Annotated in this window: 16 protein-coding genes; 1 reads left to right on the forward strand and 15 read right to left on the reverse strand. The window is 57.7% G+C overall.

Features of this window, described 5'->3' with window-relative positions:
- Positions 1-3 precede the first annotated feature (3 nt).
- The 15 genes from glmU to mioC all read right to left on the reverse strand — a co-directional run bounded on the left by glmU (position 4) and on the right by mioC (position 13,795).
- Entirely contained in the window at positions 4-1,371 is a 1,368-nt protein-coding gene (gene glmU, locus R2E40_RS22785; protein ID WP_039214125.1) for a bifunctional UDP-N-acetylglucosamine diphosphorylase/glucosamine-1-phosphate N-acetyltransferase GlmU, read from the reverse strand.
- Positions 1,372-1,465: 94 nt separating this feature from the next.
- A complete protein-coding gene (locus R2E40_RS22790) occupies positions 1,466-1,894 on the reverse strand; it encodes a F0F1 ATP synthase subunit epsilon (RefSeq protein WP_005307217.1) in 429 nt (142 codons plus the stop codon).
- A gap of 18 nt (positions 1,895-1,912) precedes the next feature.
- Positions 1,913-3,301 carry a F0F1 ATP synthase subunit beta gene (gene atpD / locus R2E40_RS22795; protein ID WP_005307215.1) on the reverse strand — a complete coding sequence of 463 codons (1,389 nt, stop codon included), beginning with the start codon at positions 3,299-3,301 and terminating at the stop codon, positions 1,913-1,915.
- A 33-nt stretch (positions 3,302-3,334) separates the two neighbouring features.
- Positions 3,335-4,201 carry a F0F1 ATP synthase subunit gamma gene (atpG, locus tag R2E40_RS22800; RefSeq protein ID WP_042066452.1) on the reverse strand — a complete coding sequence of 289 codons (867 nt, stop codon included), beginning with the start codon at positions 4,199-4,201 and terminating at the stop codon, positions 3,335-3,337.
- 43 nt (positions 4,202-4,244) lie between these two features.
- Positions 4,245-5,786 (reverse strand): F0F1 ATP synthase subunit alpha, encoded by a 1,542-nt coding sequence (gene atpA, locus R2E40_RS22805; RefSeq protein ID WP_011707910.1) that lies wholly within the window; start codon positions 5,784-5,786, stop codon positions 4,245-4,247.
- Between the two features lie 15 nt (positions 5,787-5,801).
- Positions 5,802-6,335, reverse strand: coding sequence for a F0F1 ATP synthase subunit delta (gene atpH, locus R2E40_RS22810; RefSeq protein WP_011707911.1), 534 nt, complete (start codon positions 6,333-6,335; stop codon positions 5,802-5,804).
- A gap of 13 nt (positions 6,336-6,348) precedes the next feature.
- Entirely contained in the window at positions 6,349-6,819 is a 471-nt protein-coding gene (gene atpF / locus R2E40_RS22815) for a F0F1 ATP synthase subunit B (RefSeq protein WP_011707912.1), read from the reverse strand.
- 52 nt (positions 6,820-6,871) lie between these two features.
- Entirely contained in the window at positions 6,872-7,114 is a 243-nt protein-coding gene (gene atpE, locus R2E40_RS22820; RefSeq protein ID WP_005307205.1) for a F0F1 ATP synthase subunit C, read from the reverse strand.
- A gap of 58 nt (positions 7,115-7,172) precedes the next feature.
- Entirely contained in the window at positions 7,173-7,955 is a 783-nt protein-coding gene (atpB, locus tag R2E40_RS22825; protein ID WP_011707913.1) for a F0F1 ATP synthase subunit A, read from the reverse strand.
- An 8-nt stretch (positions 7,956-7,963) separates the two neighbouring features.
- A complete protein-coding gene (locus tag R2E40_RS22830) occupies positions 7,964-8,374 on the reverse strand; it encodes an ATP synthase subunit I (protein WP_017410469.1) in 411 nt (136 codons plus the stop codon).
- A 190-nt stretch (positions 8,375-8,564) separates the two neighbouring features.
- Positions 8,565-9,473, reverse strand: a complete 909-nt coding sequence (locus R2E40_RS22835; RefSeq protein WP_011707915.1) for a ParB/RepB/Spo0J family partition protein — start codon at positions 9,471-9,473, stop codon at positions 8,565-8,567.
- Entirely contained in the window at positions 9,470-10,273 is an 804-nt protein-coding gene (locus tag R2E40_RS22840; protein WP_011707916.1) for a ParA family protein, read from the reverse strand. The genes R2E40_RS22835 and R2E40_RS22840 overlap by 4 nt, the downstream gene beginning before the upstream one ends.
- Positions 10,274-10,299: 26 nt before the next feature.
- Positions 10,300-10,926 (reverse strand): 16S rRNA (guanine(527)-N(7))-methyltransferase RsmG, encoded by a 627-nt coding sequence (gene rsmG, locus R2E40_RS22845; protein WP_044801258.1) that lies wholly within the window; start codon positions 10,924-10,926, stop codon positions 10,300-10,302.
- A 20-nt stretch (positions 10,927-10,946) separates the two neighbouring features.
- Complete coding sequence (gene mnmG / locus R2E40_RS22850) at positions 10,947-12,836, reverse strand: tRNA uridine-5-carboxymethylaminomethyl(34) synthesis enzyme MnmG (RefSeq protein ID WP_318164448.1); 1,890 nt, start codon at positions 12,834-12,836, stop codon at positions 10,947-10,949.
- Positions 12,837-13,345: 509 nt separating this feature from the next.
- Positions 13,346-13,795, reverse strand: a complete 450-nt coding sequence (gene mioC / locus R2E40_RS22855) for an FMN-binding protein MioC (RefSeq protein WP_318164449.1) — start codon at positions 13,793-13,795, stop codon at positions 13,346-13,348.
- 383 nt (positions 13,796-14,178) lie between these two features.
- On the opposite strand from mioC, the gene R2E40_RS22860 reads away from it, so the two are divergent.
- Positions 14,179-16,287 carry a TonB-dependent siderophore receptor gene (locus R2E40_RS22860; protein WP_318164450.1) on the forward strand — a complete coding sequence of 703 codons (2,109 nt, stop codon included), beginning with the start codon at positions 14,179-14,181 and terminating at the stop codon, positions 16,285-16,287.
- The last annotated feature ends 55 nt before the right edge of the window (positions 16,288-16,342 follow it).

Raw genomic sequence — 16,342 nt, forward strand, 5'->3', positions numbered from 1 at the left:
ATATCACCTATCAGTTTTCTTGACCGGACGAGCCCAATTGCGGATGTGGCGTTGGGGTACCCGGGTAATCACGAGTTCATGCTCACCCACATCCTTGGTAATAGTAGAGCCCGCACCCAGGGTGGCTCCCTTGCCGATGCGAACTGGCGCTACTAATTGAGTATCGGAACCGACGAACACATCGTCCTCGATGATGGTCTGGAACTTGTTGACCCCGTCGTAGTTGCAAGTGATGGTGCCGGCCCCGATATTCACCTTGGCGCCGATCTCTGCATCCCCCAGATAGGTAAGATGACCACACTTGGAACCGACCCCGAGACGGGATTTTTTCATCTCGACGAAGTTGCCAACGTGCGCATCCTGCTCCAGAACGGCGCCAGGACGCAAGCGGGCAAATGGGCCGACCGAACACAGATCGGCCACCTGAGCCCCCTCGATGACGGAGTAAGGTTTCACCTCGGTGTGGTCGCCAATCACGCAATCCTTCAGCACGCAACCGGCTCCGATGCGCACGTGGTTGCCCAGCACCACCTTGCCCTCAATGATGACATTTGCATCAATAAGCACTTCCTCGCCAATTTCCAAAACTCCCCGTAAATCAAAGCGTAGGGGGTCGATCAGAGTGGCACCGGCGATCATCAGCCGCTCGGCCTGCATCTGCTGATAACTGCGCTCCAACTGAGCCAGCTGAACCCGGTTGTTGGCCCCTTCCACTTCCATGGCATGGTCCGGATGCACGGCAGCAATCGGGCAATTATCCCCGTGTGCCATGGCGATCACGTCGGTCAGATAGAACTCGCCCTGGGCATTCTTGTTGTCCAGACGTGACAACCATTGACGCAACTGGCCACCGTTGGCCACCAGCACGCCGGTGTTCACTTCGCGGATCGCCAGCTGCTCGGCATTGGCATCCTTCTGCTCGACGATGCCGACCACTTGGCCGTTGCTGCGCACGATGCGGCCATAGCCGGTCGGGTTATCCAGCACCACAGTCAGCAGCGCCATACCGTCGGCGGCCTTGGCCGCCAGCAGCCGCTGCAGGGTTTCCGGCTGGATCAGCGGGGTATCGCCGTACAGCACCAGCACGTCGTCTTCGTCCTGCCAGAACGGGATAGCCTGGGCGACGGCGTGGCCGGTACCCAGTTGCTGGGCCTGCAGCACCCAGTTCAGATCGGATGCCTGGATCCGCTCCTTCAGCAGTTCGGCACCGTGGCCATACACCAGATGCAGCTGCTCGGCACCGACCTTGCGGGCAGTCTCGATCACATGGGAAACCATTGGCTTGTTGGCGACCGGGTGCAGCACCTTGGGCAGGGAGGAGCGCATACGGGTACCTTTACCCGCAGCCAGGATCACGACGTTGAGAGACATAATTCGACCTTTGGAACATGAAGAAATACTCGGCGGAGTCTATCCAACGAGTAAAAAAAAAGCGACCCGCAGGTCGCTTTTTACCTCACCGTTATTAACGGTAATTCTTTTTGACGATATCGATGACCCGCAGTTGAGCCATCGCCTTGGCCAGCTCGGTGGCGGCCTGGGCGTAGTCGATATCACCATGGGAGCTGTGGATCCGCTCTTCCGCCGCGCGTTTGGCTTCCTGGGCTTTCGCCTCATCCAAATCGTCGGCACGAATAGCGGTGTCCGCCAGCACGGTCACGGCTTCGGGTTGTACTTCCAGCATGCCGCCGGAGATGTACAACACCTCTTCAGTTCCATTCTGCTTCACCAAGCGGACCAGGCCCGGCTTGATGGCAGTCAGCAACGGAGCATGACCGTGGCGGAGACCCAGCTCACCTTCGGAGCCTGATACCTGAGCGGACTGCACGCGACCGGAAAACAGTTTTCCTTCAGCGCTCACCACGTCCAGGTGAAAGGAGATCATCTCTGCCATGGGCCCTCCTATCGAGGCTTACAGTTTCTTGGCTTTCTCGACAACTTCGTCGATGCTGCCAACCATGTAAAACGCCTGCTCCGGCAGATCGTCGTACTCGCCTTTCAGGATGCCCTGGAAACCACGGATGGTCTCTTTCAGCGGCACGTATTTGCCCGGGGAACCGGTAAACACTTCTGCCACGAAGAACGGCTGGGACAGGAAACGCTCGATCTTACGGGCACGGGCTACAGTCAGTTTGTCTTCTTCTGACAGTTCATCCATACCCAGGATGGCGATGATGTCCTTCAGCTCTTTGTAGCGCTGCAGCACGGTCTGAACGCCACGAGCAGTCTCGTAGTGCTCCTTGCCAACCACCAGCGGATCCAGCTGACGGGAGGTGGAGTCCAGCGGGTCAACGGCCGGGTAGATACCCAGTGCCGCGATCTGACGGGACAGTACGACGGTCGCATCCAGGTGGGCGAAGGTGGTCGCCGGAGACGGGTCGGTCAAGTCATCCGCAGGCACGTAAACGGCCTGTACGGAGGTGATGGAACCGGTCTTGGTGGAGGTGATGCGCTCCTGCAGAACACCCATCTCCTCGGCCAGGGTCGGCTGGTAACCTACTGCGGAAGGCATACGGCCCAGCAGTGCGGATACCTCGGTACCGGCCAGGGTGTAACGGTAGATGTTGTCCACGAAGAACAGCACGTCACGACCTTCGTCACGGAACTTCTCGGCCATGGTCAGACCGGTCAGCGCCACGCGCAGACGGTTTCCGGGCGGCTCGTTCATCTGACCGTAAACCAGAGATACTTTGTCCAGTACGTTGGACTCCATCATCTCGTGGTAGAAGTCGTTACCCTCACGGGTACGCTCACCTACACCGGCGAACACGGAGTAACCGCTGTGTTCGATCGCGATGTTACGGATCAGCTCCATCATGTTGACGGTCTTGCCTACACCGGCACCACCGAACAGACCAACCTTACCACCCTTGGCGAACGGGCATACCAGGTCGATAACCTTGATGCCGGTCTCCAGCAGGTCGTTGCTGTTGGACTGATCTTCGTAGCTGGGAGCCGCGCGGTGGATGGACCAACGCTCTTCTTCACCGATCGGACCTTTTTCGTCGATCGGATCGCCCAGTACGTTCATGATCCGACCCAGAGTCGATACACCGACCGGCACCTGGATGGATTTACCGCTATTCACTACTTCCAACCCACGACGCAGACCGTCGGAGGAGCCCATGGTGATGCAACGAACGACGCCGCCACCGATCTGTTGCTGAACTTCCAGCACCAGACCCTGGCCTTGACCTTCGCTGACAACCTTCAGTGCATCGTACACCTGGGGCACGGCATCTTGCGGGAACTCAATGTCCACCACAGCGCCGATGATTTGGACGATGAAACCGTTACTCATGTCAAATCCTCTAAACCTTTGATAACCCTTGCCTTACACCGCAGCAGCACCGGATACGATCTCTGTCAGTTCCTGGGTAATACTGGCCTGACGGGCCTTGTTGTATACCAGTTGCAGATCGTTAATCAGGTTACCGGCGTTGTCAGTCGCGGCTTGCATGGCAACCATTCGGGCTGCCTGTTCACTTGCCAAGTTTTCTACCACACCCTGGTAGACCTGGGATTCGACGTAGCGAATCAGCAGGGTATCCAGCAGTTGCTTGGGATCCGGCTCATAGAGGTAATCCCAGTGGTTTTTCTTGGCGAGCTTGCTGTCTTCAGTTACGGGCAAAGGCAGCAGTTGATCGACTCGTGGTTGCTGAACCATGGTGTTGACGAACTTGTTGTACACCAGGTACAGCCTGTCAATCTCACCGTTGTCGTAAGCCTTCAGCATGACCTTGACTGAACCAATCAGGTCATTGACGCTCGGGTTATCGCCCAGTCCTGCGACGTGAGCTTTCACCTTGGCGCCGTGCCGTTCAAAGAAGTTGGAGGCCTTGTTGCCGATCAGAGCCAGGTCAACCTTGGCTCCTTTCGCGCTCCATTGCTTCATATCATTGAGGGCAGCCTTGAACAGGTTGATGTTCAAACCGCCACACAGGCCACGGTCGGTGGAGACGACGATGTAACCCACTCGCTTGACCTCACGTTCGATGAGGTAGGGGTGCTTGTATTCCAAGTTCCCCTGAGCGATATGGCCGATCACCTTGCGCATGGTTTCAGCGTACGGACGGCTGGCAGACATGCGATCTTGCGCACGGCGCATCTTGCTTGCTGCCACCATTTCCATAGCGCCGGTGATCTTCTGAGTGTTTTTCACACTCCCGATCTTGTTACGTATCTCTTTTGCGCCGGCCATCTCTTACTCTCCATCAGGTGGCAGCTCGCGCTGCCACACACGCTTACCAGGTCTGGGTTGCCTTGAAGTCATCCAGCAACGCAGTCAGCTTGCCAACGATCGCGTCGTTGTAGTCGGCCTTGGCATTGATTTCAGCCATCAGCTCAGCATGCTGGGTATTGGCGTAAGAGAGCAGAGCGGCTTCGAAGTCGACGATCTTGTTCAGCTCGACATCGGAGAGATAGCCTTTTTCCGCGGCGAACAGCACCAAAGACTGGTGAGCCACGCTCAGCGGAGAGTACTGTTTCTGCTTCATCAGCTCGGTCACTTTCTGACCGTGGTCCAGCTGCTTGCGGGTTGCGTCGTCCAGATCGGAGGAGAACTGGGCGAATGCCGCCAGTTCGCGATACTGGGCCAGCGCGGTACGGATACCACCGGACAGCTTCTTGACGATCTTGGTCTGAGCAGCACCGCCCACACGGGATACGGAGATACCCGGGTCAACCGCCGGACGAATACCGGAGTTGAACAGCTGTGAGGTCAGGAAGATCTGACCATCGGTGATGGAGATCACGTTGGTCGGTACGAATGCAGATACGTCACCCGCCTGGGTTTCGATGATCGGCAGCGCGGTCAGGGAACCGGTCTGGCCTTTCACGGCACCATTGGTGAACTTCTCTACGTACTCGGCGTTGACGCGAGCAGCACGCTCCAGCAGACGGGAGTGCAGATAGAAAACGTCACCCGGGTAAGCTTCACGTCCTGGCGGACGGCGCAGCAGCAGGGAGATCTGGCGATAAGCTACGGCCTGCTTGGACAGGTCATCATAGATGATCAGCGCGTCTTCACCGCGGTCACGGAAGTACTCACCCATGGAGCAGCCGGCATACGGAGCCAGGTACTGCAGAGCGGCAGCTTCGGAAGCAGAGGCAACCACCACGATGGTGTTGGCCAGGGCGCCGTGCTCTTCCAGCTTGCGCACCACGTTGGCGATGGTGGAGGCCTTCTGGCCAATCGCAACGTAGACACACTTAATGCCGGAGTCTTTCTGGTTGATGATGGTGTCGATCGCGATGGCGGTCTTACCAACCTGACGGTCACCGATGATCAGCTCACGCTGGCCACGACCGATAGGGATCATGGCATCGATGGCTTTCAGACCGGTCTGGACCGGCTGGTCAACAGACTTACGCTCGATAACGCCCGGTGCAATCACTTCGATCGGCGAGAAGCCGTCGTTGTCGATTGGACCTTTACCGTCGATCGGCTGACCCAGGGTGTTCAACACCCGGCCCAACAGACCACGACCGACCGGCACTTCCAGAATGCGGCCAGTCCCTTTTACTTTCATTCCTTCTGACAGACCGTCATAGGAACCCATGATCACCGCACCGACGGAGTCACGCTCCAGGTTCAATGCCAGAGCGTAGCGGTTGCCCGGCAGCTCGATCATCTCACCTTGCATGGCATCGGCCAGGCCGTGAATACGAATGATGCCGTCGCTCACAGAGACGATGGTACCTTCGTTACGCGCTTCGCTCTTGATATCAAACTGCGCAATGCGCTGCTTGATCAGCTCGGCGATTTCAGTGGAATTCAGTTGCATGCTCTAATACCCCAATCAAGATTGCAGCGCGTCAGCCATGCGATCCAGCTTACCGCGGACTGTACCGTCGATAACCAGATCACCGGCCTTGATGAGCACCCCGGCCATCAAGGACGCATCCATGCTGCAATTCAGCTTCACTTTGCGCGCGAGACGTTGTTCCAGAGAAGCCTGAATATTGGCTTTCTGCTGGTCGGTCAGTTCGATCGCCGAAATCACGTCAGCCTGAACTTCTTTATCCAGTTCAGCCTTGAACGCGACGAATTCAGCAACGACCGCCGGCAGCACACCCAAGCGACCATTCTCAGCCATCACCCGGATCAGGTTCTGACCATGCTCGTCGAGTTGCTCACCGCAGATACCGACAAAGATACTTGCCAGTTCTTCAGCAGCCACAGAGCCGTTTACCAGGTTGTGGATGGTCTCGTTCTCCGCTACTTGTGCAGCGAAGCCGAGCATCCCCAGCCACTGGTCAACCGCCTTGTGCTCAACGGCAAACTCGAAAGCAGCCTTGGCGTAGGGGCGAGCGATTGTAGTCAGTTCAGACATAGCCCCGTTCCCGTTACAGTTCTGCTACCAGTTTGTCGACGATGTCGCTGTTGGCAGCCTGGTCGATTTGACGCGCCAGGATCTTCTCTGCACCAGCAATGGCAAGAGCAGCAACCTGCTTACGCAGTTCTTCTTTGGCACGATGACGTTCAGCTTCGATCTCGGCACGGCCCTGAGCCAGGATTTTTTCCCGCTCAGAGTGGGCACCGGCAGCAGCCTCATCAATGATCTGGGCTTTACGTTTGTTAGCCTGTTCAATGATTTCTGCAGCCTGGAGCTTGGCTTCTTTCAGCTGATCGGTGGCGTTGGCCTTGGCCAAATCCAGATCTTTCTTGGCACGCTCCGCGGAAGAGAGACCGTCAGCAATGGCTTTCTGACGGGCTTCGATGGCTGCCATCAGCGGCGGCCATACGTACTTCATGCAAAACACTACGAAGATGAAAAAAGCAATTGCTTGGCCGAGGAGGGTGGCGTTGATATTCACAGCCTATGTCCTCTTAGTTAGTTAATGGGTTATGTCCGGGAGTCGTTGAGACTTAGCCAGCAACCGCAAACATCACGTACAGACCCAGACCAACGGCGATCATCGGGATCGCATCCACCAGACCCATCACGATGAAGAACTGGGTACGCAGAACAGGGATCAGGTCAGGTTGACGAGCAGCGCCTTCCAGGAACTTGCCACCCAGGATACCGATACCGATGGACGCGCCGATAGCCGCCAGACCCATCATCATTGCAGCAGCGATGTACAGCAGGTCCATGTTCAAGTTTTCCATGAGGATCTCCATTTATTTAGATGTAATTGATTGTATAAAAAGGATTATTTGAGTTGCATCAACCATGGTCTTCTTGTGCCATCGACAGATATACGATGGTCAGCACCATGAAGATAAACGCCTGCAAAGTGATGATCAGGATGTGGAAAATTGCCCAAGGCACGGACAGGATCCACTGTGACCACCAGGGTAGCAAACCCGCAATCAGGATAAAGATCAGTTCGCCAGCATACATGTTGCCGAACAGTCGAAGACCCAGAGAAACAGGTTTGGAAATCAGCGTAACAGTTTCCAGGATGAGGTTAACCGGGATGGCCGCCGGGTGGTTGAAAGGCTGAAGCGTCAGCTCCTTCACGAACCCGCCGATACCCTTGACCTTGATGCTGTAGTACAGGATCAAGAAGAACACGCCCAAAGCCATGGACATGGTGATGTTAACGTCAGCAGAGGGAACCACACGCAGATAGGGAACACCCATCAACTGTGCAGCGTGGGGGATAAAGTCAACGGGGATCAGATCCATCAGGTTCATCAGGAAGATCCACACGAACACCGTCAGGCCCAAAGGTGCGATGACCTTGTTACGACCGTGAAAGATGTCCTTGACGTTACCACTCACAAACTCGACCAGCATCTCCACAAAGCACTGCAGTTTGCCGGGCACACCGCTGGTAGCCTTGACGGCGACACGGCGGAACGACCAGATAAACAGAGCGCCTAGCAAGACGGAAAATATCATGGAATCGATATTCACCGTCCAGAACCCAGACCCGACTTGCAGATGGGTCAGATGGTGGGAGATATATCCCTGAGGAGTCAGGACTTCTCCGGTTGCAGACATGAGTTTTCCTAATAGTGGTTGTTAAGCGTGAATGAGACTATCCACTGTACAACGAGGGCGAGGATATAAGTGGCGAAGAACGAGACGGTATCGACCTCGATCCCGGCGCCAAACATCAGGGCGAAAAGTCCTGTTGTAGTAATGAGCTTAATCCCTGCCCCACCATAAAAGTCCCGCAGAACCAGGCCCACGCTCTCCTTCGTCACCTTGCGGCGCAGAACCCAGAGCGTGAACAGGGCTTGAGGAACCCAGTACATGCCCCCCCCGAAGAGGGAGGAGCGTCCGGCAAACGCACCGGTCTGGTAAAACCAGACGGTACTGATCGCCAGGATCAGGACGAGCTGACAAACGAGCATAGCCAAGGCCAGCGTTAAACCTTCCAAGGCTATTTTCTGCTTCACCAACCTACCCCTGAACATTACAGAACTGTAAAAAATCGGGATCCGAAGACCCCGCGTTTACAGCCCAAAAAGCCGGTCAAATTATACCCTTGAAGACAGCTATTGCAACATGGCAAAAATCCTTAATTTTTGCGGCTTTCCGCACAGAATTAAGGTTATGTTCATATCAAAAGGAATGGATGTTTTATTACTACAAAAAGCGTAAAAATCACGTTTCTGACAGGCCAAAATAGCCCAATACCCGGTCCAAATCCGCCAAGTTCTCGTAACTTATTACTAACTTACCGCTATCCTGTTTTCCCGGCTGAAGTTGTACCTGATTGCCAATTTTTTCTGAAATCTGGCGCTCGAGATAACCAAACTGGGGATCACGGACGGGCTCGACTTTGGCTTTTGCCGGTTCCAGCGCTTTTTGCACCAGCTTCTCGGTATCTCGCACTGTCAGCCCTTTCTGAGCCACCAGTTTCGCCAGTTCGGACTGAGCCTGGCCGCTCAGGGCCAGCAGGGCACGGGCATGACCCATGTCGAGGTCGCCGTGCTCGACGAAGCGCTTCACGTCGTCGTTGAGCTGATTGAGGCGCAGCAGGTTGGTGACCGTGGTGCGGGACTTGCCCACCGCCTCGGCCACCTGCTGGTGGGTCAGTTCGAATTCGGTCAGCAGCCGCTGCAGGGCGACCGCCTCTTCGATGGCATTGAGATCTTCGCGCTGGATGTTCTCAATCAGCGCGATGGCGACGGCCGCCTCGTCAGGCACGTCCTTGACCAGGCAGGGCACCACCTCGAGGCGGGCCAGCTGGGAGGCGCGCCAGCGCCGCTCGCCGGCGATGATTTCGAAGGAGTGCTCGCCGAGCGGACGCACCACGATGGGCTGGATCACCCCCTGGGCACGGATGGAGTTGGCCAGATCTTCCAGCGCATCCTGCGACATATCCTTGCGTGGCTGGTACTTGCCGGATTGCAGCCACTCCACCGGCAGCTTGCGCAGCTCGCCCTGGTTGGTCGGGGCCATGGCCTGCTCGGTGCGCTGGTCGCTCATCACCTGTTTCTGGCGCGCGGCCGTGCTGGTGCTGAGCAGAGCATCCAGCCCCTTGCCCAGCCCACGTTTTTTCGGCGTCATATGCTCTCTCGGTCTGCGATGGTCACCTGACGTTCCTGCTCCTGACGGCGCAGGATCTCGCCAGCCAGAGCCAGATAGGCCTTGGCGCCCACCGATGATTTGTCATAGTGCATGGCCGGCGCACCGAAGCTCGGTGCCTCAGCCAGTCTTACGTTGCGGGGAATGATGGTGCGATAGACCTTGTCCCCGAAGTGCTGTTTAAGCTGATCGGACACATCATTGGCCAGCCGGTTGCGGTGATCGAACATGGTGCGCAGCACCCCCTCGATCTTCAGCTCCGGATTGACCACGGCTGCCAGCTTGCTGATGGTGTCGACCAGGGCGGTGAGCCCTTCCAGCGCATAGTATTCGCACTGCATGGGCACCAGCACGGAATCGGCGGCGGCCATGGCGTTGACGGTCAGCATGTTGAGAGAAGGCGGGCAGTCGATGAAGACGTAGTCGTATTTGTCCCGTACCGAGGCCAGCGCATTGCGCAGGCGGATCTCGCGGGCGAAGAATTCCATCAGCCGGATTTCGGCTGCGGTCACATCGGCGTTGGCGGCGATCAGGTGATAGCCCCCGGAGGTTTCGGGGATGATCACCTCGCCGATGGGGGCGTCCTCGATCAGCAGCTCATAGGCGGTGCGCTCGACGTCGTACTTGTCGACACCGCTGCCCATGGTGGCATTGCCCTGCGGATCCAGATCGATCACCAGCACCTTGCGGCGGGTAGCGGCCATGGAGGCGGCCAAGTTCACACAGGTGGTGGTTTTACCCACTCCACCCTTCTGGTTGGCTATGGCGATGACTTTTCCCACACTGTCCCCTAAATGAAACTGCGACCCTATTCGGGCTGGATATGTTTGAATTCCAGCAGATGACGTTCGCCTTCCAGCTCCGGTACCACCAGTTGATGGGAGGCGACCAGATGGATGTTGGCGGGCAACTGGGCCAGCTCCTGCTCGGGGAATTGTCCCTTGAGCGCCAGGAAGCTGCCCTGGGCCGACGGCAGATGGTGACACCAGTTCAGCATGTCTTCCAGCGAGGCGAATGCCCGGCTCAGCACGCCGTCAAATCCGATCTCGGGCTGATACTCCTCGACCCTGGATTTGACCGGCGTTACGTTGGTCAAGCCCAGCTCCAGGATCACCTGGCGGATGAAGTTGATCCGCTTGCCCAGGCTGTCCAGCAGCACGAATTGCTTGTCCGGGTTGATGATCGCCAGCGGCAGGCCGGGCAGGCCCGGGCCGGTGCCCACATCGATGAAGCGTTCACCGTGCAGGTGCTGGCTCACCACCAGGCTGTCGAGGATATGCTTGACCAGCATGGCGTCCGGATCTCGTACCGAGGTGAGATTGTAAGCCTTGTTCCACTTGTGCAGCAACTCGACAAGCTGAACCAACTGGGTCTTTTGGGTATCGGTGATAACAATTCCGGCCTGCATGAGCAGGCCGTTCAATCTTTCCAGCATGTTTTGCAACGGTAGGATCCTCAGGCGGTTTTACGCAGCAGGCCGTGTTTTTTCAGATGAACCAGCAGGATGGAGATGGCCGCCGGGGTGATGCCTGAGATGCGGGACGCCTGACCTATGGTCTGCGGTTTGGCATCGTTGAGCTTGGCGATCACCTCGTTGGAGAGGCCGTTGACGTCGCGGTAGTTCATGTCCAGCGGCAACAGGGTGTTCTCGTTGCGCAGCTGCTTCTCCACTTCGTCGTGCTGGCGCTCGATGTAGCCGGCGTACTTGATCTGGATCTCCACCTGATCGGCGGCGGCTGTATCGGGCAGGGCCGGGCCGACCCCCTCGATGGCCATCAGGGCCTCATAGGTCACCTCGGGGCGGCGCAGCAGCTCTTCCAGGCTCTGCTCGCGGGTCAACGGGGTGTTGACCAGAGCATTGACCGCCTCCAGCGACGGATGCTGCGGGTGGATCCAGGTCGAGCGCATGCGCTGACGCTCCTGCTCCACCTGCTCCATCTTGGCGTTGAACTTGCCCCAGCGCTCGTCATCCACCAGACCCAGTTCGCGACCGATGCCGGTCAGACGCAGGTCGGCGTTGTCTTCGCGCAGCAACAGGCGATATTCGGCGCGGCTGGTGAACATACGGTAGGGCTCGCGAGTCCCCAGGGTGGAGAGATCGTCCATCATCACGCCGATGTAGGCCTGATCCCGGCGCGGATGCCAGGCATCTTTCTCCTGCGCCCGCAGACCGGCGTTCAGACCGGCCAGCAGACCCTGGGCGGCTGCCTCTTCATAGCCGGTGGTGCCGTTGATCTGGCCGGCGAAGAACAGGTTTGGAATGCACTTGCTCTCCATGTTGGCCTTGAGATCCCGCGGATCGAAGAAATCGTATTCGATGGCGTAGCCGGGACGGGTGATGTGGGCATTCTCGAAGCCGCGCACGGAACGTACGATCTGCACCTGCACGTCGAACGGCAGACTGGTGGAGATCCCGTTCGGGTAGAGTTCGTGGGTGGTCAGGCCTTCCGGCTCGACGAAGATCTGGTGCGCCGTCTTGTCGGCAAAGCGGGTGATCTTGTCCTCGATCGACGGGCAGTAACGCGGCCCAATCCCCTCGATCACCCCGGCGTACATGGGGCTGCGATCCAGGTTGTTGCGGATCACCTCGTGGGTGCGCTCGTTGGTATGGGTAACGTAGCAGGGCACCTGACGCGGGTGCTGGCTGGCGTCGCCGATGAAGGAGAAGACCGGGCGCGGATTGTCGCCGTACTGGGCCTGCATCACCGATAAATCGACGCTGCGGGCATCGATACGCGGCGGAGTGCCGGTCTTGAGACGATCGATGCGCAGCGGCAGTTCCCGCAGGCGCTGGGCGAGGGCGATCGAGGGAGGATCCCCGGCGCGGCCGCCCTTGTAATTCTCCATCCCGATGTGGATCAGGCCGTTCAGGAAGGTGCCGACGGTCAGTACTACCGTCTTGCCACTGATGCGGATCCCGCTCTGGGTCACTACGCCTGCAACCCGATCCCCGTCCATGATCAGATCGTCACAGGCCTGCTGGAAGATCTTCAGGTTGGGGTAGTTCTCCAGCATCTGGCGTACGACGGCCTTGTACAGCAGGCGATCCGCCTGGGCACGGGTGGCGCGCACAGCCGGTCCTTTGGAGGAGTTGAGGGTGCGGAACTGGATCCCGCCAAGATCGATGGCACGTGCCATGATCCCGCCGAGAGCATCTACTTCCTTGACCAGGTGTCCCTTGCCGATCCCGCCGATCGCCGGATTACAGGACATGTGTCCCAGCGTATCGATATTGTGGGTCAGCAACAGAGTATTCAGCCCCATCCGGGCTGCCGCTGTTGCTGCTTCGGTTCCTGCATGACCGCCGCCAACGACGATCACATCAAATTGTTCATGGTATTGCATTGGGGATCACCTTGATCTGCACGCCTGAAGATCTTTATTTGCCTGGGCTGAAGGGCGGAACATTCTATCTGTTTCACGCCCTGAGGGGAACGTCTACTTAGCGTTCAGTATGGAGGGAGGATCCACTAAATAGATCTTAAGGATCTTTAGATCGATCTTTTATTGGATCTTTTATTAGGATCCACCACTTCTGTTGATAAGCACTTTTTGATCATAAAGATCATCGTGTTAAAGACGATCCCAGGTTGTGGAAAAGCTTGGATCCTGGCCCCGTGAACAGGGGGATAACAAGGGTTTTTATACACATAGGCTTGCCGCTTTGGATCTCATACATGGATAACTATAGGTTTTACAGAGTTTTACACCATAGTTATACACATTTCTCGGCGGCATTGTGGGTAACGGCGTAGAACAACTTATCCGGATCCATCTGTTAATAACCTGGTGGATAGCGATCTGGGGATAAGCGGGGAGATCAAGGCCTTTTTTACCGGATCTCCCGCTCCCGTTCAGGCGATCAATGCCAACCAGTCCCGGATCCAGCCTTCAGCGGCATCTTCCGGGATCTCGTGCTGGGTCACGTCGATGTCCAGACGATCTCCAATCCGGCTGGCGCCGCACTCGGCCAACAGTCGATCCAGCGTCTTGCCGCCCTGGCAAAAGGTGTCATAACTGCTGTCTCCCAGTGCGATCACGCCATATTTCAATGTTTTAAGATCCGGATGCTGCTCGGCAAGATCCTTGGCGAAGGGCTGCAGGTTGTCCGGCACATCACCGGCACCGTGGGTTGAGGTGACCACCAGTAGTATGGCTTCGGGCTCGGCGAGCACCTCGGCCAGGCTGGCCGGATTGTGGATCTCGGCCTGATGGCCTGCCTGTTCCAGCAAGCTGGCGACGTGGTCTGCGACATATTCGGCGGCTCCCAGCATGGAACCGACGACGAGATTGAGTTTGACCATGGAATGGATCCTGATTTCAGACGAAGCGAGGGAAAGCCGGATTCTACCGCCAAAGGGTGTGGATAAATATGGATAAAGCTTGGGGATAATGGATCCTCGGTGCTTTTTTCCCATCAATGGGGATCCCCGACGCTCCGTTGACGCCTTCTTGCCGACTGGCAGAAAAAGATCGGCTCCCCCTCTTCATATGCTGCTCAATCGACGCCTTGATACGTTAAGTAACAATGCAGATGCAAATGATTAGCAATTATTGAATCGATTCGATCATGGCTCCTGTAGTAGCATGTCGCTGCTTTATTCGCCTGAGGAACCGGGCTACCGGCATGACCGGGCACCAATAATAAAAAATCAGAAACAACTCATTGATATTTGAGACACTTACTATGATTGCGCAAAAAGACACCCCCATCGCAGCAATGCGAAAGAGAGGCGCACAGCAACTGTTGCCGCTCTCCTGCTTGTTGGCCAGCCTGCCCGTGCTGGCGGCCGAACAACCGAAAGAACTGCCCAAGGCCAGCGAGACCATGGTGGTCACCGGCACCGCCATGAAGGTGGAAGTGCCGATGGCCGAGACGCCTCGCGCCGTCTCCGTGGTCAACCGCGAGGATCTGGATCAGCACGCCGTGCAGCAGCTTGACGAGTCCCTGCGCTACCGCTCCGGCGTGCTCAGTGGCCTCTATGGCTCCGACAACAATACCGACTGGTTCAAGGTGCGTGGCTTCGATGCCGCCTCCTATCTGGACGGCAACCGCCTGTTCGGCACCGGTTACTATGTCTGGACGCCGGAGCCGTTCGGCCTGGAGAGCGTGGAAGTCCTGAAAGGGCCGGCCTCGATCCTCTACGGCGAGGCGCCTCCCGGCGGCGTGATCAATGCCATCAGCAAGCGGCCGACCGCCACCCCGCAGGGGCTGCTGGATCTGCAGCTGGGCAGCCGGAATCACCGCCAGATCGGGGTGGATGTCTCCGATGCGCTGACCGACAACAGCCGCTACCGCATGGTTGCTCTATATAAAGAGCGTGACGGCGTGCTGGATGGCACCTACAACGATCGCGTCTATCTGGCGCCGAGCGTGACCTTCGATCTCTCGGATCGTACCAGCCTGACTCTGCTGGCCAGCTTCCTGCACGACGAAGGGGTGCCGACCAACGGCTTCTTCCCGGTTTACGGCACCCTCAATACCAGCGGTGGCCAGATCGATCCCAGCACCAACCTGAGCCAGCCGGATTACGATCGCAACCGCAACACCCAGATCTCCACCGGTTACGAGCTGGCCCACCAGCTCAACCAGACCTGGGAGTTCAAGCAGAACGTCCGCTTCAACTACAACGATCTGCTGCTGCGCCAGACCTATATCTTCCCGACCTATGAAGGCACTACCGCCTTCCGCGGCCTGGTCTATCGCGATGGCACCACCAAGAGCGCCACCATGGACAACCAGATGGTGGGTTACTGGAACACCGACAGCACCGAGCAGACCTTGCTGCTGGGGGTGGATCTGCAGCGCCATGTCAATGAAGGCCAGGAAGCCGACAACTACGGCATGGGCTCCATCAATACCATGAACCCGGATTACAGCGGTTTCCCCGGTTTTGATGAATCCACCGCCACCCACCAGAAGAGCACCAAGGGCCAGAGCGGCCTCTACGCCCAGCACCAGATCCGCTGGGACGATCGCTGGTTGCTGACCGGCGGCGGTCGCTTCGACTACGTGGAGACCCACAACATCAGCGAAGCCAAGGGCAAGAACGAGAAGCAGTATGATCACGAGCTCTCCCTCTCCGGCAGCCTGATGTACCTGGCCGACAACGGTCTCTCTCCTTATATTGCCTATGCCGAGTCGTTCGAGGTGCTGCCGGGGATCGACCCCAACACCAGCCAGTCCTATAAGCCGCTCAAGGGCACCCTGTACGAGACCGGCGTCAAGTACGCACCAAGCTTCCTCGATGGCTACATCAACCTGGCCCTGTTCGATCTGGAACAGACCAACTCGCTGGTCTCCACCGGTTCCGGCCAGCAGACCCAGGCCGGTGAAGTGACCTCCCAGGGTGTCGAGCTGGAAGGGAGCGTGCAGGCCACCGAGGCGCTGCGCCTGACCGCCGCCTACACCTATACCGATGCCAAGACCAACGACACCGGCAAGGGCGATCGCCGTGCCAGTCTGATCCCGCGCCACCAGGCCTCCTTCTGGGGCAACTACAAGGTGCAGCAGGGTCCGGTCTCCGGTCTGGAACTGGGTAGCGGCGTGCGCTACGTCGGCTCCAGCGTCGGTATCGGTGCCGTGAATGCAGACTACACCCCCATCTATGGCTCGGCCGAGGTGCCGGCCCATACCGTATGGGATGCGATGATCGGGTATGACTTTGCCAAGAACTGGCGGGCTCAGCTCAACGTCAACAACCTGCTGGGTGATACCTACGTGGCCAGCTGCGACTACTACTGCTACTACGGCGAGCCGCGCAGCGTAGTGGGCAGCATCAACTACCGCTGGTAATCGAAGTGGGGCGGGAACCGGGTTCCCGCCCTTCTTTTCACCTGCAGTTGCTCTG

Source organism: Aeromonas sp. CD (assembly GCF_033349375.1).
Classification (GTDB): Bacteria; Pseudomonadota; Gammaproteobacteria; order Enterobacterales; family Aeromonadaceae; genus Aeromonas; species Aeromonas hydrophila.

Coding starts and splice junctions, on each gene's coding strand:
- glmU (WP_039214125.1), bottom strand. CDS start 1,371: ATGTCTCTCAACGTCGTGATCCTGGCTGCGGGTAAAGGTACCCGTATG.
- R2E40_RS22790 (WP_005307217.1), bottom strand. CDS start 1,894: ATGGCAGAGATGATCTCCTTTCACCTGGACGTGGTGAGCGCTGAAGGA.
- atpD (WP_005307215.1), bottom strand. CDS start 3,301: ATGAGTAACGGTTTCATCGTCCAAATCATCGGCGCTGTGGTGGACATT.
- atpG (WP_042066452.1), bottom strand. CDS start 4,201: ATGGCCGGCGCAAAAGAGATACGTAACAAGATCGGGAGTGTGAAAAAC.
- atpA (WP_011707910.1), bottom strand. CDS start 5,786: ATGCAACTGAATTCCACTGAAATCGCCGAGCTGATCAAGCAGCGCATT.
- atpH (WP_011707911.1), bottom strand. CDS start 6,335: ATGTCTGAACTGACTACAATCGCTCGCCCCTACGCCAAGGCTGCTTTC.
- atpE (WP_005307205.1), bottom strand. CDS start 7,114: ATGGAAAACTTGAACATGGACCTGCTGTACATCGCTGCTGCAATGATG.
- atpB (WP_011707913.1), bottom strand. CDS start 7,955: ATGTCTGCAACCGGAGAAGTCCTGACTCCTCAGGGATATATCTCCCAC.
- R2E40_RS22830 (WP_017410469.1), bottom strand. CDS start 8,374: ATGTTCAGGGGTAGGTTGGTGAAGCAGAAAATAGCCTTGGAAGGTTTA.
- R2E40_RS22835 (WP_011707915.1), bottom strand. CDS start 9,473: ATGACGCCGAAAAAACGTGGGCTGGGCAAGGGGCTGGATGCTCTGCTC.
- rsmG (WP_044801258.1), bottom strand. CDS start 10,926: ATGCTGGAAAGATTGAACGGCCTGCTCATGCAGGCCGGAATTGTTATC.
- mnmG (WP_318164448.1), bottom strand. CDS start 12,836: ATGCAATACCATGAACAATTTGATGTGATCGTCGTTGGCGGCGGTCAT.
- mioC (WP_318164449.1), bottom strand. CDS start 13,795: ATGGTCAAACTCAATCTCGTCGTCGGTTCCATGCTGGGAGCCGCCGAA.
- R2E40_RS22860 (WP_318164450.1), top strand. CDS start 14,179: ATGATTGCGCAAAAAGACACCCCCATCGCAGCAATGCGAAAGAGAGGC.